The sequence below is a fragment of the Mycobacterium sp. genome, assembly GCF_044223235.1.
GTDB lineage: Bacteria > Actinomycetota > Actinomycetes > Mycobacteriales > Mycobacteriaceae > Mycobacterium.
On the sequence record NZ_JBGAME010000006.1, the window covers coordinates 1 to 19,739 of the forward strand.

A 19,739-nucleotide genomic window follows, 5' to 3' on the forward strand; every position below is an offset into this window, starting at 1 on the left:
CTGTCGCTTCTCGAACTCGATGTCATCTCCTCCCAAAGAGACCTTCAGTGGCAATTGTCGCCTCTGCGAGGCCTTTATCGCGGATGTTGTCGTCTGCTGTGCACCCAGGTCCATGGCTTGTACCACGACGCCTTCTTCACCCCGGGAAGTGGAACCTCCCGCTCGATGAGTATTGGCAACTTCTCGCTGATTGCTTCAATTGACGAGTTGGCCCTCCTCTCCGCGGCGTTGACATCTTCCGACGTTGGACAAGTCCCGTCCTCGGCCTCCCTGCCATTTGTCAGAGCCCATGAATAGTTTGAATAGGTGTTGATTGCCTTTCGCGCCTCAACGAAAAGCGCGGGGTCCGCGCGGACCGCCTGAACTCGTGCGATAGCTGCAGGAACCGTGCGGTGACGCTTGGAAGCCCCGTCCTCCCACTTGCTGCGCTCCGCGGGATCTTGTCCGCTTCTCTGCTGCTTATAGACAAGAATATGACGCTGGCGCACGTTATGAAGTGCATCGGTGAGAACCCCGACCGCGGCAGTCGTTGCTTCCAATCTCTCCGTGCGCCTGGCTTTTTCGCCGTCTACGTTGGATGTTCTACGCGCTACCATCAACGCGATCACCGCTGCAATGACTGCCGCCAGTCCACCTGCGCCCGGTGACACCAAGAAAGCGCCAAGGCCATGACCTGGAGCGTTCAGCAATGACCAGCCGCCATGGAATTCCCAGGCGATATGGCTTGACGTCATGAATGAACTGTACGACCAGGCCGGCCGACTCGGGTGAAAAGGGACCGTTAGTTGAGGTGCTGCAGCGGTAGGTGACGGCTGCCCAGCGGGACCGAGCCTCCGGACGCTGGGTGATACCTAACGTTTTCCGACAGCCAGCTCGGCCTGATCGGCCTTCACGGAACCGCGCGCGTAACAAGCCGTTTCGGGCCTGGCAGGTGATGTGGCGCCGAATGCTGGTGGTGAACGGGCGTCGGTGAGCCGTGGCGGGAGGGAGCAGCTCAAAGGCTGCTACCCAGCTGGTGAGAGTCCAGCTGTGCCAGTTATCCGTGTCGGACACGAAGCAACGCCACTGTCCGGATCGGGTAACCGGCAGGGTTCTGCTACCGGACATCTGACCTTCTGTCACCAGCTCAGACTGTCCGTTATCGGATCCCCAACAACGGTCCCCGGCGGGCTTACAAGGCCTCGGCCCTGAGTTCGTCTTCGACATACGCCGCGGAAACCGCCGTCAATTCGTTGCTCTGCGCACTGGATGTGCCGCCGTCGAGCCGCGAGAGCGAGGGGCGCGAGGATTGCGAGGCTCGTTCCGCCGTCGAATCTTGCTGCGGCGGATAGATCGTCCACAGGAGCACGTTCCGGTGGTTCCGAGCGCCATCGTCCTCGATGACCCACCCCAGGCTGCGAAGCGCCGGCGCATGCCGGCGCAGGATCGCGGTGACATCTCGGCCGTTCTTCGGCCATTCTTTGGGGCGTCGCCAGTGGTCGCCGACGGGTGTGGTGATGGGGCTCTTCCGATTTAGCAGGGGCGCAGCTGTCTGGTGCTGGATGGCGCTCGCCGTGATTGGCGGGTGCAGGCCCACCGTACTCGGCGGCGTTGGTTTTCCGGTGTTCTGAACCCGAAGGCGATGCGACCGACGTGTTTGACAATCCTGTTGTAGCCTTCGCTGCGGGCGTTGGACAGTCCGGTCTGGATCGCGAGAATCATTGGCTCCTGCCAGGTTTCGATTGTTTCGGCGAGCCTGACGATCTCTGGCACCGAGCAGGCGGAGCAGAACGCGTAGAACCGATACAGTGCGGCGGTGATTTCGTAGCGCAGGCCGCCACGAGCGGTGCACGCCAATACGTCCCGCAGGAGTTCCTTGGCGATCCAGGCGGCGGCGATGTCTCCGTTGGGGTCGGCGCCAGGTCAGCTGCTCGAACAGCCGGGTGCGTTGGTCGTCGGTGAGTCGTTCGGCGGCCCGCAGCAGCCGGCGCCGGTTGATCCATTCCGGATCGGTCTTGCGTCCGCGGCGCAGGCGATGCGCCGCGGTGGTGCGCCGTCGGACCTCGTCGACCATCTCGTTGGCCTTCTTGACCAGGTGGAAACGATCAACGATCAGCCGGGCGTGCGGCAGCGCCTCCTGCGCGGCCTTCGCGTAGGTCGCCGACATGTCGATCGCGATAAATTCGATGCCGGTCTTCCATGCCGGGTCGCGCTTGTCGAGCCAGTCGGTCACCGGTTTGGCGGCACGCCCGTTGACCTGCACCAGCAGCCCGCCGGTGCCGGTGATGTCGACCAGCCCGGTGTCCCAGCGGTCCACCCACCGGCGGGCACCGGTCTCGGCGCAGTAGGTCTCCCACTTGGCTTTTCCGCGCCGGGTCTCGTCGATCCCGAGCACCGCCACTGGTTCGGGTTCGGCGGCCAGTACCGGGTCGGCGGTCGAGATCACCGCGTCGTGGCAGGTGTTCCAGCTGCAGCCGTAGGCGGCGGCGACCGCCTTGACCGACCGGTCGTCGTCGAGCACACCCAGCGCCATTTCGGACTTGGCCCGTTCCGTCATGCGAGCCCGCGGCGGGATCGACGGCGCCGACTCCGTGAAACACTTCCGTTGACATAAGCTATTGGTGCACAACCACTTCCGCTTCCGCCATACGATCCGCGGCCGATCCGAACCGATCTTGACATCACGCGGCCGGGTGGCCACCCAGCCCTTCGACCGCGACGACCGGATCGCGCACCCAGGGCACATACCAACCCGGTCGGCGGCGGTCAGGACATAAACTGTGCGGATTCGATCCTCGGCGATCTCCACGGACTCCACGGTGATGCCGTCGAGCCCGAGCAGCAGGGAACTACTCTGGGACATGCTCGCGCCTCTTGTTTCTGGATGCGTAGGAACACCCAGTTCACAAGGGCGCGAGCCCTCAATCAGTCACCGACACGATCCCAATCGGTCACACCAGACCCCCATCAAGTCGGAAGAGCCGGTGATGGCCAGTAAGTCGCCACCGGACTGGTCTACGATCGACTCTCGTATCTGCAGGCGCAGTCGTTCGATGAAGGGGTCAGTGGACAGGCTGTCTTCGGACAGTTGATCCGCTCGGGACATGTAGCGCCGCAAGCCCTTAGTGGCCAACACCTCGTCCACCGCCGCCAGAGTGCGGCCAAAGTCCGCCATTCGTGGCGGCTGGTTAATCGAGATGGTTTCCAGTCGCTGATGGACAGCGGCGGCCAGCCAGAGCAACCCGCCGAGAATCCCTGGTAGGGCATTTTCCCACTGGTGTCGCATCATGGCCTCGGGCTGGCGGCGGTGCCGGTCAAGGCGCCGAAGTTCCACTGTCGCCAACCGCTCCGCGAGGTCGGGGCGGACCGCACCGACGTCGATCCCGTTGACGATGACGCAGCGGCGGAACTTGAGAACAGCAAGATCTGAGTCGGTGTACAAAGCGCGTTTCACGTTGCCGTCGCCAGTGGCGGCCCGGCACAACGAGTCTGACAGCCAGGGTGGGATTGCCGACAAGTTGTCGAGAGCGACCACCCACGACCCAGACGCGGCGGTCACCCATGAGTCGGTGTCGCGTGGCGCCTGGCGAAGGGGCACGGGTGAAGGATCGATTAGATCGACCAGCATGCGCGTGGTCGTGCTCTTTGCGCTGCCTTGCTCGGCGAAGAGCGCCAGCACCGGGTGCGGGACGTCGCACTGAACCAGGGCCGCGACGAGTGTCGCTAGGAGCACCGGTCGATCATCGGAGGTGACGTTCACGAAATCCCAGAGCGTTGTCAGGTCGCCGTCGTCGGGTGGCACCGGCATCGCTCCGGTCAGCTTGGTTCGCAGGAAGCGCACTGGCGCCGTGCCGGTCATGGTCCACCGTCCGTTCCCAATACGAATGACCTGACCGTCTGGACGTCCGGTGTCGATGTAGATCGTGCCTTCGTGGTCGGCCACCCGTAGGTGCAGCCTCTCTGGCGTCCGTGTGGCGGCCAGCCCCTCGAGGATCAGCGTGGAGTCCGTGAGGGCCTGGCCTCCGGCGACGGCGCCGGTGTCAGTGAAGTAGCGGGCGGCGAGGTCGGCGCGCAGCCCGGTCCGCCCGCCTCGGAGGAGCATCGCCAGGTGTGGGCGCGTGCGGTCGGCGCCGAACGGTTCGCCGTCTTCGGACACTCCGAGGAGGTAGCGTTCTTGCGCCATGCCGACAAGGCGCGCGGCTACTGACTTCTTGTCGGTCTCTGCGTAGGCATTCATGGGTTTTCCCGCCCATGGTGCTTCTGCAGGCGGCGTGGACGGGCTATTCTCATGACGAACTTCCGTGTCGAGTGATCGGGTGGTTCGAACGAAAGACCTCGGCTAGACCCCGAGGTCTTTTTTGTGGGCGGCCGTCATGCGGCGTCGCCGCCTCCACGTCGAGTGGCGTTCTCCCGCTCTGAGATCCAGCGCAGAACCTCGTCGCGCCGATACACGACGCGGCGTCCCAAGGTGAACCTCAATCACGTTTCTCGTTGCAATCCAAGAGTGCTGACGGCTATCGTGCTTTGTCCACCACCACAGTCGTATCCGTTCTCAATCTGCTTTCCTCCAGTCGATTCAGCTCGGGTCTGACTTGCGTCAGCACAGCCCGTACAAGGCGGATGAGCACAGCGGATCACTGCGGTACCGTCAGGGCGTGACTACCAGGCATCAGCGAGCTGGGATCGATGACCGCTGGCACAAGCGCGTCAAGGAATCAGACGGGACCATGCGCACGGAGCGGTCTGCGGTATACGGCAAGGTTTCGCGATGGCGTGTCAGGTGGGTCGACAGCACGGGCGCTGAACGCACCAAGAGTTTCCAGCGCAAGCCGGATGCGCAGGCATACCTCAACGGGCTGACCGCTGATCTCCAGCGTGGTGAGTATGTCGATCCGCGGAAGAGCGCGGAGACGTTCGGATCGGTCGCCGAGCAGTGGTTCGCCACCAAACAGCACCGTAAGCCGAAAACCGTTGCAGGCTACCGTTCGTTGCTTGACACCGTGGTGCTGCCGAAGTGGGAAAGTGTTCCGCTCAAACGGCTTGACTATGAGTCCTATTCAACCTGGCTGGGGGCGCTCTCGGTCGACGGTGGGCAACGCGGAACCGGTCTATCGGCAAGTCGGATTACGCAGGCGCATCAGCTGGTGGGCGCTGTCCTCAAGTACGCCCAACGGACCGGCAGGGTCGCGAAGAATGTGGCACTCGAGATCAAGCGGGATGAAGATCTTCCCGAACAAGCCGAGCGTGAGCGGCGCTACCTGAGCCATGCCGAGCTTCTGATGCTCGCCAAGGCTGCAGATCGTTTCGAGACGCTGACGTTGGTGCTGGGCTATTGCGGCCTTCGGTTCGGGGAGGCAGTCGCACTAAGACGCCGGCATGTGGGGGATCGGGTGCTGACGGTGCGCTCGTCCGCAACCGCGGTCACCGGCAAGGGCATCGTGGAATCAACGACCAAGACGAAGCGGGATCGCCACGTGCCAGTGCCTGAACCTGTCTGGAAGAAACTCAAGGCGGAGTTGCCCGCCGACCCGAACGCGCTGGTGTTTCCCAGCCGGAAGGGCGGGTTCCTACCACTCGGTGAGTACCGCTGGGCATTCGACAACGCGTGCGAAGACGTCGGGATTGACGGGCTCGTACCTCACGGCCTGAGACACACCACGGCGTCACTGGCGATCAGTGCAGGCGCTAACGTCAAGGTCGTGCAGAGACTCCTAGGCCATGCAACGGCGGCCATGACGCTCGACCGTTATGGGCACCTGCTTAACGACGATTTGAGCGGTGTGGCAGCTGCGCTGGGCAAGGCCATCGATAACACTGCGGTATCACTGCGGTATTCGAGACGTCAGAATGGGACTGAAACGGCCTGAAGTATGCTCTGAGCTGCATAGCCCCCATAGCCCAATTGGCAGAGGCAGCGGACTTAAAATCCGCACAGTGTCGGTTCGAGTCCGACTGGGGGCACCGGATATGCCTGGGAGAGGCGTCTTGTGGGCTTCGAAAAGGCTTCGCAACGTCGCGCACCCCGGCGTCGCCGCGGCGGGATCGCGGCGCGGGAGTTGCGCCCGTAGCTAACTTGGTGTTGGGGCGGCTTAGCGTAGGGCGTCATGCCCGTTCCCCTGGATGGCCGTATACCGGCTTGCCTGGCTCCAATGGGATTTGTCTGACTCATGCCCGCGATCGGCTGCGCTGCGTTCGCAGGGACAGGCCGATGCCGGTCGGCGTATCAGCGCGGTCCAGCGGTGATGCGAAGCGCTGCAATGCGTTTGCGGTCACGTCGAAGTGTCCGCGACACATTGGTCTCGTGCTGAAAATCGCTGCAGTGAAATGATACGGGCGCCCGTGTGCTGGAGGATCTCACGGACCGGCCCGGATGATTCAGTCGATGGCTTCGAGGGGGCTACGCTTCTCCATACGGATTCGAAGTCGGCCCGGCGTAGCCCCGAGATCAGGACTGCGTGCGGCCATAGCCGAGACGGTGGTGACCGCGATGATCGACTATTACGAGACGCGCCCACCCCTTCGGGTCGTCGGGATCCTCGCGTGCCTCCTGCTGCTGATCCCGAGCTGCGCGACCACTGCCGAGACACCCACAGCATCCACGGGACCCGTGACGACGGCTACAACTACCGCCCCACCACCAGGGAGCGCCCTGAAACCTATTGATCAGGACGCCTTTCGGGCCGTCGTCGATGCAGCGGTGAAGAAGATGAAGATCCCCGGGGCGATGGTGGTGCTGCGCACGCCGCAGGGGACGGTCGACACGGCCGTCGGCACCACCGAACTTGGTGCGCAGACGCCGCCGGATGCGAACACTCACTTCCGGATCGGATCCAATACAAAAACCATGACTGCGGCGGTGATCGTGCTGCTCGCCCAGGACGGCAAATTGAAGTTGAGCGACCCGGTATCCGCCTACGTACCGGATGTGCCCAACGGGCCGACGATCACCATCGAAGATCTATTGAAGATGCGCAGCGGCCTCTTCAATTACACCGACGATCCCGAGTTGTCGGCCGCTCTGGATGCCGACCCGGCCAAGGTCTTTACACCGCGGGACGTATTGGCCATCGCGTTCCGGCACCCGCCGCAGTTCGCTGCGGACACGTCCTATGAGTACAGCAACACCAACTACGTCCTGCTGGGCCTCATCGCCGAGAAGGTCGGCGGGCGGCCGCTCGCCGAGCAGTTCCGCGACCGGCTGTTTGGTCCGCTGGGCCTCGGACAGACGTCCCTTCCTGCCATCGACGACTCCGCGATGCCCGCGCCGTACTCACATGGCTACCTTTACGGCGGAACCTACTACGCGCTCGGGGATGACCCCTACCCCGCCGACGTGCAATCCGCGGCAGAGAACGGAACACTTCAACCCCGCGACTACACCAACCAGAACCCGTCCTATGCAAACGCCGCCGGGGGCGCTATCTCCACAGCCGACAACCTGGCCGTATGGGTGCAGGCGCTCGTCTCGGGCAGGGTCTTCAATGCCGACTACCACCAGCAATGGTTATCCAGCTTGCAGGCGGAGGATCCGGATCAACCGGACGGACAGAGCTATGGGTGGGGCATCGCCTACCAGCGTTTCAGCCCGACTGCCGCGATGTACTTCCACGGCGGTGAGCTTCCTGGCTTCAATTCGTTCATGGGATACGACCCTGACAACGATGTGACGATCGTCATTTGGGCCAACTTGACCAGGGCTCCAGACGGGGAGATTACCGCGAACGCGATTATGCTGGCTCTGCTCGACGAGATCTATGCCGGCCTTTCCGTCGCGCCCTCTCCAACGCCGACTACCACCAGATGAATTGGGGCGGTATGAATGCCTGCCCACCCACCCGTGGTTGTTGATGCGAGTGTGACTAAAGCAGAGCCGACGGCTGAGGCGCCGGAAACCGAGGCGGCGGCCGACTCCTCGGCGCAGAAGCGGGCGTGGTCGATGCCGAAATCCCCGGTCACCCACGAGCGTGTCGACGGTATGAGTCGTGCCGCCGTGAAGGCCGTCAAATCCATCTCCATGGTCGTCGCCGACAGTGCACGATTCGGCACGCGCGCTGTCACGAAGGCGGGGCGCGCCGCCGGGGCAGTGCCGCCAGCCCTGCGACTGTTCGTGTGCGCGGGCCTGCTCATGCTTTTCGGGGTCGTGGGCGCGATCACCCTGCAGACCACCGTCGGCCTGGTCTGCATCGTCGTCGTGGTGCCGGTGTGCTCGGCGGTCCTGGGAGTTCTCGGATACCGCTGGTACAGCGGTCTCGGCGGCGAAGCCGCGCAGCACACCAATCCGCAACCAGCGCAACCGGACACGTCGGAACTGCAGCGATCGGTCCAGTACGTCGACAGGAAGCTCGCGCTGGCCCTCACCTCGTTGGGCACCGAACATCACCAACAGGCGGTGATCGCGCTTTTCCAAGCGAAGACGGCCGTCGAGCTCACCCTGGGAACCGAGCAGGACGATGCGGGTGACTTCAGCGTGCCGGTTGGCGCGGGCGACCTACGACCCCGGATCCGGGCCGGGGTCGGATCAGCATCGGCACTGCGAGAAAGCAATTCGTTGGCGGCGTCGTGACAGGAAAGGTCATCACCGGACAGGTCGCCCATATCGAGGATGACCACACGCTGGTCATCAACCGAGGTGCCGAAGCGGGCGTGGTGGCAGGCATGGTCTTCGCGGTCAGTTCCCGCACGGGGCCCGTGATCACCGATCCCGAATCCGGCAGGGAGCTGGGGAGACTGAACCGCGAGAAGCTACGGGTGAGGGTGTTCGACACCCAGCCATTGTTCGCCCGCGCGCAAACATTCGTCATGACCGACGACTTCTACGGTCTGCTCCAAATCTCCTTCACGCCACGGCCGAGCGAAGACCCTGTGATCGTCGATGTCGGTGACAGTGTCGAATTGGTCGTTCGGGAACCGATCTCGTATCACGTCGAGCCGAGCGGGACGGGCTAGCCGGCGGGAAGCTGGATGCCCTCCGAGGGCTGAACGATCACGAACCCGCGCCCTTCGAACGACACCTGCATCGCCTCGCCGGAGCCCCGCCCGATCAGCGCGCCCGCCTTGAAGCTGAAGGTGAGGTGCGTCTGTAGATTCGCAGACCAGGCCACGACCGCATTGGTGTCGGCAAACGTCGGGGCTTCCGCGGCATCGAGGACAACCGGCGGGCCGTCGGTGGTCAGTGCCGCCCAGCCGTTGCCGCGCAATGTCGTGTTGAACAGCCCGCCGGTGGCGACGCTCCCGCCTTTGACGCGCTCGATGTTCCAGTCGAGGCTTGAGGAGAAGGCGAGCACGTTGCGCCCACTGATCGACAGACCCGCGTTCGTCAGGTGGAGCAGATGCACATCGGTGGCCCGGTCAGCGAGAAACACATCGCCTTGGCCCTGGCAGCGCATCAACGGCAAACCTTCTCCTGTCAGCGCCTTCTTGAGGAACCTCGATGCGCCGCCGCCCTCGAAGGCGAAGTTGACGTTGCCCTGGTAGGCCACCATCGAACCCTGACGCGCCATGAACGGCTCACCGAGGTGCACCCGCAACATCTTCGAATTCTGATTGCCGATCGGCTTCGCTTCCTTCTCGCTGAACCGTCCGTCGACCAGATCGCCTGTGATCCCCGCGAATCCGTCGCCCATCGGCGGGCCACTCATCGCCTGCGCCTGGGGAGCGGCGGACTGTGCCTGGGGGGCCGCCGCCTCGGCCGGCGGCGCGCCCAGCGGCGCCCGTCCCACCTGTCCCTGGTGTGACACCTGGTCGGTCCACTGCCGACCGTCCCACCACCGGAACTGGTATCGGCCTTCGGGATCGGGCTGCCAACTGCCGGCGTTGGATCCTGTCACGGGTGTTCTTCCACAGGTCTGCTATCCAGATGCAGGACCGCCGTCAGTTTTCGCACGCAACCCCATCGCCGTCTTGATCGAGTTCATAGATGTCGTCTCCGACGACGTAAACAGGGCCCGACACGTACTCCGGACCGTTACCGCTACCGCCGGCGCAGTCAACGTCACTGGCTATCGGCACGCAGGCGCCCTCGTAATTGGAGTCGCAGTCGGAGACTCGCTGCTGCGGTATGGGAGCCGCGTGCGCTGCCGGAGCGCACGCCAGTCCCATGGCAGCTGCACTTACCAGCACCACGAATGGTCGCACCCCGGCAACAGTAGCTTGACGGGTGCCGTCTTCTGCCCGTTCTGACGACACACGTGTGATCCGGTGTTCGCGTTGCCCGTCTCCGCGCGGGGGTCACCGCATCGTCGCGGTTGACGGCCGGGACTAGTATTCGTGCCGTCCGGGTTTGGAGTGCTCGTGAGCACAACAGGAACGAGGCGCACGATGACCGCAGATGTGCCCGACACCGCGTTGGAACTGCGCTCGCAGGTGTCGTCGAACGGGACGCTCGAGCTCTCACTTCACGACGTTCCGGTACCGACCCCCGCCGCCAATGGCGTGGTGGTCCGGGTGGAGGCTTCGCCCATCAACCCGTCCGACCTGGGTCTGCTGACTGCGGGCGCCGACATGTCGACTGCGACGGTGGCGGGGACGCCGGAGCGCCCAATCGTCACCGCGTCGTTGCCGGCGGGTGCGCTGAAACGGCTTTCCGCGCGCCTGGAGCAATCCCTTCCGGTGGGTAACGAAGGCGCGGGCACCGTCGTGGCGGCGGGGTCGTCGGCGGCCGCCCAGGCCCTGCTCGGGAAAACAGTGGGGATTGCCGGTGGCGCAATGTATTCGCAGTACCGAGCCGTCGACGCCGCGATGTGCCTGGTGTTGCCCGAGGGAGCGACGGCCAAGGACGGCGCATCGTCGTTCGTCAACCCGCTCACGGCTCTGGGAATGCTGGAAACCATGCGCCGCGAAGGCCATTCAGCACTGGTGCACACGGCGGCCGCATCGAATCTCGGCCAGATGCTCGTCAAGATCTGCCGAAAGGATAGCGTCCCGCTGGTCAACATCGTCCGCAAACCCGATCAGGAGGAATTGCTGAGGTCGCTCGGCGCACTCCACGTCTGCAACTCGTCCTCGCCGTCGTTCGCGACCGATCTCGTCGAGGCGCTCAAGGCGACGTCCGCGACGCTCGCATTCGACGCCACCGGCGGTGGCACACTCGCCAGTCAGATTCTCAGTGGTATGGAGGCGGCGGCCAGCACGACGACGGCGGAGTATTCGCGCTACGGGTCCACGGTTCACAAGCAGGTGTACATCTACGGCGCACTCGATACGTCTCCGACGACCCTGACCAGGGATTACGGCATGGCGTGGGGTATCGGCGGATGGCTGCTGACCCCTTTCCTGCAGAAGGCGGGGGCCGAGGCCGTCGCGCGGCTTCGGGCCAGGGTGGCTGCCGAGCTCACCACGACATTCGCAAGCTCCTACACCCGGGAGGTATCCCTCGCTGGCATGCTCAGGCCGGACGCTTTCAATGCCTACGTCAAGCGGGCAACCGGCGAGAAGTTTCTGGTGACTCCACAGGCCTAGCCCCTGATGACCAGGACCCGAAGGTGGACCGCGATGGTGGACGACGTCGGCGAGTCGAATCCCGGCAGGCTCCACTTCGGATTGATTCTGGCTCTGACGATCAACGGCCTGGCGGTCAGCCACTATCCCGAGATGGTCCGGGTATCCAACATCGCCGAAAGCTATGGCTTCGACTCGATTTGGCTGTGCGATCACTTCCTCACCACGAGCCCGGAAGATTACGTTCAGGACGCGGGCATCACCCCGGCCGGCGCGCAGAAGGCGATTGCCGGTACGCCCCCGACGTCGATGGCTCTGTTGGAGGGATGGACGGCGCTCACCGCGCTGGCTCGAGACACCACGCGCATCCGTCTGGGCACCAGCGTCCTGTGCAACTCGTATCGCCATCCCGCGGTGCTGGCCAAGATGGCGGCCACGTTGGACGTCATTTCCGAGGGGAGACTCGAACTGGGTTTGGGGGCCGGCTGGTTCCAGCGTGAATTCGACTGCGACCCACCACCGCTGCAGCAGCCACATCCACCGCTGTGGGTGGGGGGCGAAGGGCTCCGCGTGCAGAGGATGGCGGCCCGTTCTGCCCAGGGCATCAACATCCGCTGGTGGTCACCCGAGAAGGTAAGAGACAGAACGCAATACCTGGCCGAGTCGTGTGCCGCGGTGGGGCGTGACCCCGCCACACTGCGACTGTCGGTGACGACGTTGCTTGCACCCACCGACTCCGCCGAGCAGGAGGAGCAGGTCCGCAGGGAATTCGCCTCCATTCCCGAATCCGGCCTGATCGTCGGGTCACCGCAGAAATGCATCGAGCGAATCAACGAGTACCGCGAGTCTGGAATCGACACGTTCTTGTTCACGATCCCGTACGTCGCCAGCTCAGATTACATCCACACCACCGGTGAACGAGTCTTCGGCACGTTCAACGCGTAGGCAGGGTCGCTGTTGTTGCCAACGTGGGTCGCATCGAAACGGCGGCAACTTGGCGGATCTCGTTGTGCTGGAAGGCGATCCGTTCGTCGCTCCAACTGGCGAGATCGCCGAAGCCGACGCCGACATTGATCCTCACCGGCGGTGACTAGGTGTATGCGCGACAACCGTGAGCACAATGCGCAGAACGTGAAGATCGCTGGATAGGTCCAGTAGCGCACACAACCGCGCTTCGTCGCCCCATGGCGACATAGCTTCGGACGGAATTCAGCGACCGAGGAGCGACAATGGCAACGCAACTGGCCGAACCGCAGGGCACTTCGATGCGGCGCGTCGCGTGGGCGAGCTTCGTCGGGTCCGCGATCGAGTACTACGACTTTTACATCTACGGAACGGCGGCCGCGCTGGTGTTCCCCAAGGTGTTCTTCCCGCACCTGGGGCCGACGATGGCGGTCCTCGCGTCGATGGCGACCTTCGCCGCGGCGTTCGTGTCCCGCCCCGTCGGAGCGGCGTTCTTCGGGCACTTCGGCGACCGCCTCGGCCGCAAGTCGACCCTGATCGCGACCCTGCTGATCATGGGGCTGTCCACTCTGGCGGTGGGGCTGGTACCCGGTGTGGCGACGATCGGAATCGCCGCACCGCTGATCCTCCTGTCTTTGCGCCTGCTGCAGGGGTTCGCGGTCGGTGGTGAATGGGCCGGCTCCGCCCTGCTGGCCGCCGAGAACGCACCGGCCGAAGCCCGGGGCCGCTACGGAATGTTCACCCAGATGGGCGTCGGCAGTGGGCTTGTCATGAGTAGCCTGCTGTTCCTGGCGGTGAACCAGACGATCGGCGAGAACAGTCAGGCGTTCCTCGATTGGGGTTGGCGAATCCCGTTCCTCTTCAGCGCGGTGCTGATCGCGATCGCCCTCTACGTGCGGCTCAACGTGGCCGAGACTCCGGTCTTCGCCGCGCAGAAGGCTCGCGCGACGACCTCACATGACACGACGGCGGTGACACCGCTGGCCGCGCTGTTCGCCACCCAGCGGCGCGAAGTGGTTCTCGCCGCGGGCAGCATGATCGGGTTCTTCACCTTGGGCTACATGGCCAACGCGTACTTCATGAGCTACGCCCATACGCACGTGGGCTTCTCGCCGACGCTGATCTTGGTGGTCGGGCTGGTGGGCGGCGTCGTCGTGGTGGTGTTCAACATGCTCAGCGCCGTGCTGAGTGACACCTTCGGCCGCCGCCGCGTCATCATGGCCGCGTTCGCCGTCGGTGCGCCGTGGTGCTTCGTCGTGCTTCCGTTGATCGACACGGGCAAGGCCGCGCTCTTCGCGCTGGCGATGGTGGTCACCTACGCGATCGCCGGCACTGCGTATGGCCCGATGGCGGCGTTCATCCCGGAGATCTTCGGCACACGGTATCGCTACAGCGGCACGGGCCTGTCGCTCAACCTCGCCGGCCTGGTGGGTGGCGCCGTGCCGACCATCGCCGCCGCACCGCTGTTGGCGGCGTGGGGCGTGCCTGCCATCGGCATCATGATGGCGACGGTCGTCCTGGTCAGTCTCGTATCGACGATTCTGCTACCGGAGACGAAAGGCGTTGCACTGCAGAGTGAATGAACCGCGCCGTCCTGCGGTGTGCTACCAGACGCGCACCCAGTCGACGAGCATGTCGGCGGGGTAGCTCCCGCCGGAGGGATCGCCTCCGCCGGACCCGGCGACCGCGAGGTTGAGCACGACGAACATGGTGTAGCCGGGCTGGCTGAACGGCCAGTCCGGCAGTTGGCCCGCTGAAACCGTGAAGTACGGCTGAGCCCCGTCGGTGTAGTCCCGCCAGAATTGCGCGCCGTCGGCGTCCCAGTGTGTGCGCCAGGTGTGCCACCCGCTGTCCACGATGAGGCCGTGGGTTTCCCATTCGCCTCCGTTGGACTTGGCGTGCACGGTGGTCCCCGATGCCCAGTGGCCGTTGCCGTACCACTCGACGATGTCGACTTCGCCCTGCCCGAGGCTTCCCAACCAGAACGCCGGCCAGGCGCCGGGGGTCAGGCAGTTGAACTTGACCCGTGCTTCCCAGGTATGGCCTGCGCCGCCTTCCCAGACGCTCGCCAGCTTGGCGCCGTAGTAGGTGTCGCCCTCCTTGGTGGCGCGGATGACCAGGTTCGACTTCCCGTCGACGAAGACGTTCCTGCGGTCGTCGCGATACTGCCCGACGTTCGCGGGAAGCTCCCAGTACGTCGGGTCCTGAATGGTCTCGCGTGCCGTCGCCACCGTCCACTTGGAATAGTCGGGCGCCGAGCCGGCCGGCCCGTCGAACTCGTCGTCGAATACGTAGGACCCACCGGGAGGGGCCTGCGGCGCGAGCGGGAGTGCCGCTGCATTCGGAGGCGTGACGGCGGCCCCTAGAAAGCCCAGCCCCGCCAACGCCATCACGTGTCGTCGATTCAAGTCGGCCATGCCGACACGCTAGCCGCATGGACGCCACCGCCGTGCACGCGGACCACCGCGATCAGGCCCGTGCGCAGCCATGCGTTCCCGTCATGTCGCGGCAGAGATGTCCATCGTGTAGCACACTGCCGTACCGTCCAGGACGACGGTTCCGTCGTCGCGGGTCACCGTGGTCTTCAGCTCCGTGATCGGCTTGTCGGAGCGCACCGAGGTGACTTCGACGCGTCCGGTGATCGTGTCACCGCAACGCACCGGTGCCTTGAACGACCAGTTGACGTTCAGGAACACCGACCCCGGCCCCGGTAGCTCCTCTGCGACGACGGCGTTGAGGATGGCGCTGGTCACGCCGCCCTGAACGACGATCTCCCCGAACCGTGAGGCCTTGGCCGCGGCCTCGTCGTAGTGCAGTGGGTTGCGGTCGCCGCTGATTTCGGTGAACAGCAGGATGTCGCGGTCACTGACGGTGCGGGAGAGCTGCGCCGTCTGACCGACGAAGGGCAGTGCGCGGCGGGTTGGGGTGGTCATCATTTTCCTCCTGGTGGTGTTGATGGGCGATCAGGGCGGACATCGCCGCTGCACCCAGCACGGGGCCCGGTGCGAGCAGCAGGAATGCATATCGCCAGCCGATCAGGTCGGCGACGAGCGGCACGGTCTGGATGGTGACGACGGTCAGCAGGAACCCGGTAGCGGTCTGCGCAGTCAGTGCGGTGCCGACGTAGCGCGGATCCGTCGTCTCGCTGAGCGCGGTGGAGAACACGCCCGAATCGGCGATGACCGCGGCACCCCACACCATGACGAAAACGGCCAGAATGACGGTCGGAGCGGTGAAGACCAGCGGCGATACCAGACAACACGATCCACTGATCACCAGCGCGACGCCCGCGATCGGGGGACGCCCGAATCTGTCGGCGGCCCAGCCGCCGACGAGGCATCCAACGGCGCCCGCGATCCCGATCGCCATGAAGGTGAGCAACTCCGCGGACACGGCGGCTGCCTCGCCACGCTCGCGCCGTCCGGCGACGATGAACATCGCCAGCCACGTCCACAGGGCGTAGAGCTCCCACATGTGGCCGAGGTAACCCAGCATCACCAATCTCGGCCCACGTTCGACGAATATCGCCAACGCGTGGCGCGGATGCATGCTGACCGCGCGGATATCGAGGTGTGGGCCTGGCCTGACCACGGCCAACGCGATGACGGCGCCGGCCGCGGCCAGCGTGGCCGCCGTCAGCATGACGCCTCTCCATGGCAACGATCCCAGCCCGCCGATGAAATGGGGAAGCGCCGAGCCGATGGTCAACGCCGCGAGCAGTACACCGAACGTCCGACCGCGATTGCCCGAAGCGGCCCACGACGCGGTCAGCTTCATCCCCACCGGATAAACCCCGGCGAGAAGCATCCCCGTGAGGGATCTCATCGCGACGGCGGCACCGAATCCCGTGTCGAACAGTGCCGGAGCCGCCGTGCAGGTCGCGGCGCCCAGCGCACATGCGGCCAACAGCCGCTGCGGCACAAAGCGGTCGGCGAGGTTGAGAGCAGCCGAAGCCACAGCGCCGCAGACGAATCCGATCTGCACCGATGCGGTCAGCCACACCGCACCCGTTGACGAGATGTTCCACTCCGAACGCAGGCTGGGCAGCACCGCCGTCGCCGAGAACCAGACGCTCAGGCCCAGTACCTCGACCACTGCAATCAGCATGCGCTGGGCTGAGGAGGTCTTCAGCACGCGAATTCCCTTCAGGCCGCTGGCATTTCATCGATCGCCAGCAATGTGTCGACCTCGGGCCGCATCGCCGCGCTCAGCTCGTGAAGCCGGCCGCGTAGTTCGTCGAGATCCCAGCGAAAGGCGGCGATGCGTTCGGTGATGTCGAACAACGGCTCCGACAGCCGGTCCCTGGTCCGTTCGTAGTCGGCGAGTGCCTCGCGCTGGCCACGTCGGCCGCGTGGCGCAGCCAACACCGCCCGGGCCAGCAGTTCCGCGTCGCGCAAGGCATCGGTGATGCCGTGGGCGGTGATCGGGTCCTTGAAATAGCCTGCGTCGCCCACCAGAGCCCAGCCCGCTCCCGCACACGCGCGGATCCAGCCGGGCGTGCCCGGAAAGCCGCGCAGCGCACCGACGGACGGCGCGGAGCCGATGGCGGCGGCCACGTGCGGGGCGGCCTCGGCGAGCAACCCGTCGTAGTCGCTCCTCAGGTCCCCCGACCGCCGCCTGGCGAATCTGCCGCCCGCTGTGCCGGCCCAGACGCAGGCCAGCCCGTCGCCCGTCGGCACCACGCCCGCGGCCGAGCCGGGCCGGTATGCCCAGTGGTAGCGGTCGCTCGGCAGGCCGGCGAAGTAGCCGAAGAGAATCGCGGTGCACTCGGTGCCGCGGCGGCGGAATGGGGCGTTGACCGCCATGGCGACCGTCGAGTTCCTGCCATCGGCACCGATGGTCAGCGGGGCGGTCGCGCGGAAACCCGCCCCGGTTCCACGCTCGATCCCCTCGACGCCGAAAACCCTTCCGCCGTCGTTGAGTACCCGCGTCACCCGGACCCCCGTCCGAACCTCGGCGCCGGCGTCGCGGGCCGCAGCGAGCAGTACCGGATCGAGAACGGTTCTGCGTGGGGCGTACAGCGCGGAGATGCCGTCACCCGGCCGGATGTCCACCGTCGTGACGTCATCGCCGTAAGCGAACTCGGTTGCGCGAATGGCCGGCGTACCGGCGTCGATGACGGCGTCGAGCAGACCCCACCGGTGCAACTGGAGGACGCCGCCACGCATCAACGCATGGGTCGACAACGTGTCGGTCCCGGCCCGCGACGCTTCCAGGACCAGCACCCGCATCCCACCGCGGGCCAGCAGCAACGCCGTTGCCGCACCGGCGCACCGGCCGCCGACGATGATCGCGTCATAGTGGTCGTCCATTGGAGGTGTCCTCACGTGAAATCGAGGTGGCGCGCAAGGTGTGCGCTGAGATCTGCGGCGTCGGCAGCCGCTCCGTCGATCAGTGTCGACTTGCGCCGACGCAGGAACGGCATTCCCATCAGGTACAGGCCGGGGCTGGTGGTGACACCGCCGTCGTGGCGCACGCGACCGAACCGGTCGAACACCTCGACGTCGACCCATGACAGATCCGGGCCAAGGCCGGTGGCCCAGACGATGGTGCGGATCGCTCCGCGGCGAAGGTCCAGCGACAGCGACGGAGTTCCGGCGATCGCGGTCGGTGCGAAGCGTTCCGGCGGATCAATGCCGTCCAATCCCGTTGCCGCAACCCATGAGTCGATGTTGTCGAGCAGCCGGCCAAGCTTGAGGTCCGCCAGTGCCAGCATGTTCGGCAGCGAGCCGGAAAACTGCGCGATGCCGTCCTGGACGCCGGCCAACCGCCCGACCAGCACGACTCCGAGCGCACGGAGTGCGTTCAAGTCGAGGGTGCGTCGCTCCGGTGAGCCCACGAGTTGCATCGACGGCAGGTGGCGCGCGCGCATCAGGTCGGGAATCTGGTCATAGCGCTCGTCGAGCATTCCCACGGCGTCCATCCACCACAGGATGTCCTTGCCCCGGTAGACGCGCGGCATCCGCACATGCTCGCCGACCGCCAGGGTGACCTGGCGACCGGAATGCTGCAGTTCGCAGGCGATCTGAATGCCGCTTGCCGAGGCTCCGACGACGAGCACTCCGCCGTCGGGCAGCTGGTCGGGGTTGCGGTAGTCCAGTGGCGTGATCTCGGTGATCCCGGCAGGCAGACCCTGTTGCGCCGCAGGAACTTTGGCGATAGCGGCGGCGCCAGGCGCGAGTACGACCGAGCGGGTGTGCCACACGTCCTGATCGGTGTGCACCACATATCCGCCGTCGCACCGGCGTACCGAGGTCACGGTGGTGTTGGCACGCACGGGAGCGTCGGAATCCTTGGCGTATCCGGCGATCAGTTCGACGACTTCGGCGGCGGTCAGATATCCGTCGGGATCGTCACCGCGGTAGATGTGACCCGGCAGCCGGGTCATCCAGTTCGGCGTGAGCAGCCGCAACGAATCCCACCTCTGGGTGCGCCACGAGTGCGCCACCTCACCGCGTTCCACGACGACGTGGTCGATGGACCGATCGGTGAGGCAGCGACTCATGGCGAGCCCGCTGTGCCCGGCACCCACCACAAGGGTGGTTGTCTTGAGCATGACGGCTCCCTGTCACACGCTGCGGGTCAGGACACTTCGACGGTGACGTGGGTCGGATTGGCGAGCATGTCGTAGACAGCCGAACGCTTCTGCGACTGTGCGACCACGGCCCTGATCTGCTCGGGAGTCGCGTCCGCGTCGATCCGGTAGGTCACCTTGACGCCGCTGAACCCGTTGCGGATCTGCGGGTCGGCACCCAGAATCCCGTGCAGGTCGTGCTCGGCTTCGATGTCGGCCTGCACCGAGTGCAACTGGATCTGTCGCTGCTGCGCGATCGAGGCGACACCTGCGGTGAGGCAGCCGCCCAGGGCGACCAGCACGTATTCGACCGGCGTGACGCCGTTGTCCTGAGCGGCGAACGCGAGGGGGTGGTCGGCGTCGTAAGTGAACGTGCGCTTGTGCTGCTGTTCCGCGCCGAATCCGTAGAAGGTGTCCACCGTCGAGCGGCTGTGGGTGCCACTGACCCACGAAACCTTTGCGCGCCATTGAAACTCGGCGATCTCCGGCGAATCGGACATGGCCTCGCGGGCGCCGAGCAGGGCCTCGACGTTGACACCGTTGTCGACCGCACTGTGCATCGTGGTCATTGAAAATTCTCCATCTGTCGTGATCGGCGCTGCGGACCGTTCGGGATTTGCCGGGGCGCTGATGTCGCCCTTGCCGCAATGCTCGGCCACCACCGCTGGGTAGCGCATGGGGCATTTGCCCCTATTTTGGGGTCCGCACCACCCGCCCATCTCGTGGTGCTCAGGCGTGGGATCAGAGCATCCACTCGACGTTGTCGACACGCGGGATGGGGATTGGC

The 19,739-nt window shown here is 65.2% G+C and carries 19 protein-coding genes, 1 tRNA gene and 2 pseudogenes; 9 read left to right on the plus strand and 13 right to left on the minus strand.

The features are described 5' to 3' along the window. Nucleotides 1-74: 74 nt before the first annotated feature. The 5 genes and pseudogenes from ADBZ6K_RS10795 to ADBZ6K_RS10815 all read right to left on the minus strand — a co-directional run. The gene (locus ADBZ6K_RS10795; protein ID WP_526346369.1) at nucleotides 75-734 is read right to left on the minus strand and encodes a hypothetical protein; all 660 of its coding nucleotides are present in this window, start codon (nucleotides 732-734) and stop codon (nucleotides 75-77) included. A 437-nt stretch (nucleotides 735-1,171) separates the two neighbouring features. After that, on the minus strand, nucleotides 1,172-1,576 hold the full coding sequence (locus ADBZ6K_RS10800; RefSeq protein ID WP_526346371.1) for an AICE-type RepA C-terminal domain-containing protein: 405 nt from the start codon (nucleotides 1,574-1,576) through the stop codon (nucleotides 1,172-1,174). Next, nucleotides 1,513-2,886, minus strand: a pseudogene (locus ADBZ6K_RS10805) (ISL3 family transposase). The gene ADBZ6K_RS10800 and the pseudogene ADBZ6K_RS10805 overlap by 64 nt, the downstream one beginning before the upstream one ends. A 22-nt stretch (nucleotides 2,887-2,908) precedes the next feature. Further along, nucleotides 2,909-4,216, minus strand: coding sequence for an AICE element replication initiation protein (locus ADBZ6K_RS10810; protein ID WP_526346373.1), 1,308 nt, complete (start codon nucleotides 4,214-4,216; stop codon nucleotides 2,909-2,911). A 134-nt stretch (nucleotides 4,217-4,350) separates the two neighbouring features. After that, a pseudogene (locus ADBZ6K_RS10815) lies at nucleotides 4,351-4,452 on the minus strand (helix-turn-helix transcriptional regulator); the annotation flags it as partial. Between the two features lie 182 nt (nucleotides 4,453-4,634). Between ADBZ6K_RS10815 and ADBZ6K_RS10820 the strand changes: the two are divergent. From ADBZ6K_RS10820 to ADBZ6K_RS10845, 6 genes are all read left to right on the plus strand, one after another. After that, nucleotides 4,635-5,846: a site-specific integrase gene (locus ADBZ6K_RS10820; RefSeq protein ID WP_526346375.1), complete on the plus strand. Its 1,212-nt coding sequence runs from the start codon at nucleotides 4,635-4,637 to the stop codon at nucleotides 5,844-5,846. A gap of 20 nt (nucleotides 5,847-5,866) precedes the next feature. Next, nucleotides 5,867-5,940, plus strand: a tRNA-Leu gene (locus tag ADBZ6K_RS10825). A gap of 579 nt (nucleotides 5,941-6,519) precedes the next feature. Next, on the plus strand, nucleotides 6,520-6,642 hold the full coding sequence (locus tag ADBZ6K_RS10830) for a hypothetical protein (protein ID WP_526346377.1): 123 nt from the start codon (nucleotides 6,520-6,522) through the stop codon (nucleotides 6,640-6,642). Between the two features lie 43 nt (nucleotides 6,643-6,685). Then, nucleotides 6,686-7,783 (plus strand): serine hydrolase domain-containing protein, encoded by a 1,098-nt coding sequence (locus tag ADBZ6K_RS10835; RefSeq protein WP_526346801.1) that lies wholly within the window; start codon nucleotides 6,686-6,688, stop codon nucleotides 7,781-7,783. A 51-nt stretch (nucleotides 7,784-7,834) separates the two neighbouring features. Beyond that, a complete protein-coding gene (locus ADBZ6K_RS10840) occupies nucleotides 7,835-8,542 on the plus strand; it encodes a hypothetical protein (protein ID WP_526346379.1) in 708 nt (235 codons plus the stop codon). Further along, nucleotides 8,539-8,925: a hypothetical protein gene (locus ADBZ6K_RS10845; RefSeq protein ID WP_526346381.1), complete on the plus strand. Its 387-nt coding sequence runs from the start codon at nucleotides 8,539-8,541 to the stop codon at nucleotides 8,923-8,925. The genes ADBZ6K_RS10840 and ADBZ6K_RS10845 overlap by 4 nt, the downstream gene beginning before the upstream one ends. On the opposite strand, the gene ADBZ6K_RS10850 is transcribed toward ADBZ6K_RS10845, so the two are convergent. Further along, nucleotides 8,922-9,806, minus strand: a complete 885-nt coding sequence (locus ADBZ6K_RS10850; protein WP_526346383.1) for an AIM24 family protein — start codon at nucleotides 9,804-9,806, stop codon at nucleotides 8,922-8,924. The two genes, ADBZ6K_RS10845 and ADBZ6K_RS10850, sit on opposite strands and share 4 nt — an antisense overlap. Nucleotides 9,807-10,296: 490 nt before the next feature. On the opposite strand from ADBZ6K_RS10850, the gene ADBZ6K_RS10855 reads away from it, so the two are divergent. Continuing rightward, nucleotides 10,297-11,436: a zinc-binding dehydrogenase gene (locus tag ADBZ6K_RS10855; RefSeq protein WP_526346385.1), complete on the plus strand. Its 1,140-nt coding sequence runs from the start codon at nucleotides 10,297-10,299 to the stop codon at nucleotides 11,434-11,436. A 33-nt stretch (nucleotides 11,437-11,469) separates the two neighbouring features. Next, complete coding sequence (locus ADBZ6K_RS10860; protein WP_526346387.1) at nucleotides 11,470-12,360, plus strand: LLM class flavin-dependent oxidoreductase; 891 nt, start codon at nucleotides 11,470-11,472, stop codon at nucleotides 12,358-12,360. Here ADBZ6K_RS10860 and ADBZ6K_RS10865 read toward each other — a convergent pair. After that, nucleotides 12,350-12,496 (minus strand): hypothetical protein, encoded by a 147-nt coding sequence (locus ADBZ6K_RS10865; protein ID WP_526346389.1) that lies wholly within the window; start codon nucleotides 12,494-12,496, stop codon nucleotides 12,350-12,352. The two genes, ADBZ6K_RS10860 and ADBZ6K_RS10865, sit on opposite strands and share 11 nt — an antisense overlap. A gap of 148 nt (nucleotides 12,497-12,644) precedes the next feature. Between ADBZ6K_RS10865 and ADBZ6K_RS10870 the strand changes: the two genes are divergently transcribed. After that, the gene (locus tag ADBZ6K_RS10870) at nucleotides 12,645-13,961 is read left to right on the plus strand and encodes an MFS transporter (protein ID WP_526346391.1); all 1,317 of its coding nucleotides are present in this window, start codon (nucleotides 12,645-12,647) and stop codon (nucleotides 13,959-13,961) included. Between the two features lie 21 nt (nucleotides 13,962-13,982). Here the strand turns inward: ADBZ6K_RS10870 and ADBZ6K_RS10875 are convergent, their stop codons facing one another. From ADBZ6K_RS10875 to ADBZ6K_RS10900, 6 genes are all read right to left on the minus strand, one after another. Then, nucleotides 13,983-14,795, minus strand: coding sequence for a glycoside hydrolase family 16 protein (locus tag ADBZ6K_RS10875; protein WP_526346393.1), 813 nt, complete (start codon nucleotides 14,793-14,795; stop codon nucleotides 13,983-13,985). A gap of 81 nt (nucleotides 14,796-14,876) precedes the next feature. Next, nucleotides 14,877-15,311: a MaoC family dehydratase gene (locus ADBZ6K_RS10880; RefSeq protein WP_526346395.1), complete on the minus strand. Its 435-nt coding sequence runs from the start codon at nucleotides 15,309-15,311 to the stop codon at nucleotides 14,877-14,879. Continuing rightward, complete coding sequence (locus ADBZ6K_RS10885) at nucleotides 15,241-16,512, minus strand: MFS transporter (RefSeq protein ID WP_526346397.1); 1,272 nt, start codon at nucleotides 16,510-16,512, stop codon at nucleotides 15,241-15,243. The genes ADBZ6K_RS10880 and ADBZ6K_RS10885 overlap by 71 nt, the downstream gene beginning before the upstream one ends. Nucleotides 16,513-16,523: 11 nt before the next feature. Further along, the gene (locus tag ADBZ6K_RS10890; protein ID WP_526346399.1) at nucleotides 16,524-17,690 is read right to left on the minus strand and encodes an NAD(P)/FAD-dependent oxidoreductase; all 1,167 of its coding nucleotides are present in this window, start codon (nucleotides 17,688-17,690) and stop codon (nucleotides 16,524-16,526) included. A gap of 11 nt (nucleotides 17,691-17,701) precedes the next feature. Then, nucleotides 17,702-18,934, minus strand: a complete 1,233-nt coding sequence (locus ADBZ6K_RS10895; RefSeq protein ID WP_526346401.1) for an NAD(P)-binding domain-containing protein — start codon at nucleotides 18,932-18,934, stop codon at nucleotides 17,702-17,704. 26 nt (nucleotides 18,935-18,960) lie between these two features. Continuing rightward, nucleotides 18,961-19,521 (minus strand): OsmC family protein, encoded by a 561-nt coding sequence (locus ADBZ6K_RS10900; protein WP_526346403.1) that lies wholly within the window; start codon nucleotides 19,519-19,521, stop codon nucleotides 18,961-18,963. Nucleotides 19,522-19,739: the final 218 nt, after the last annotated feature.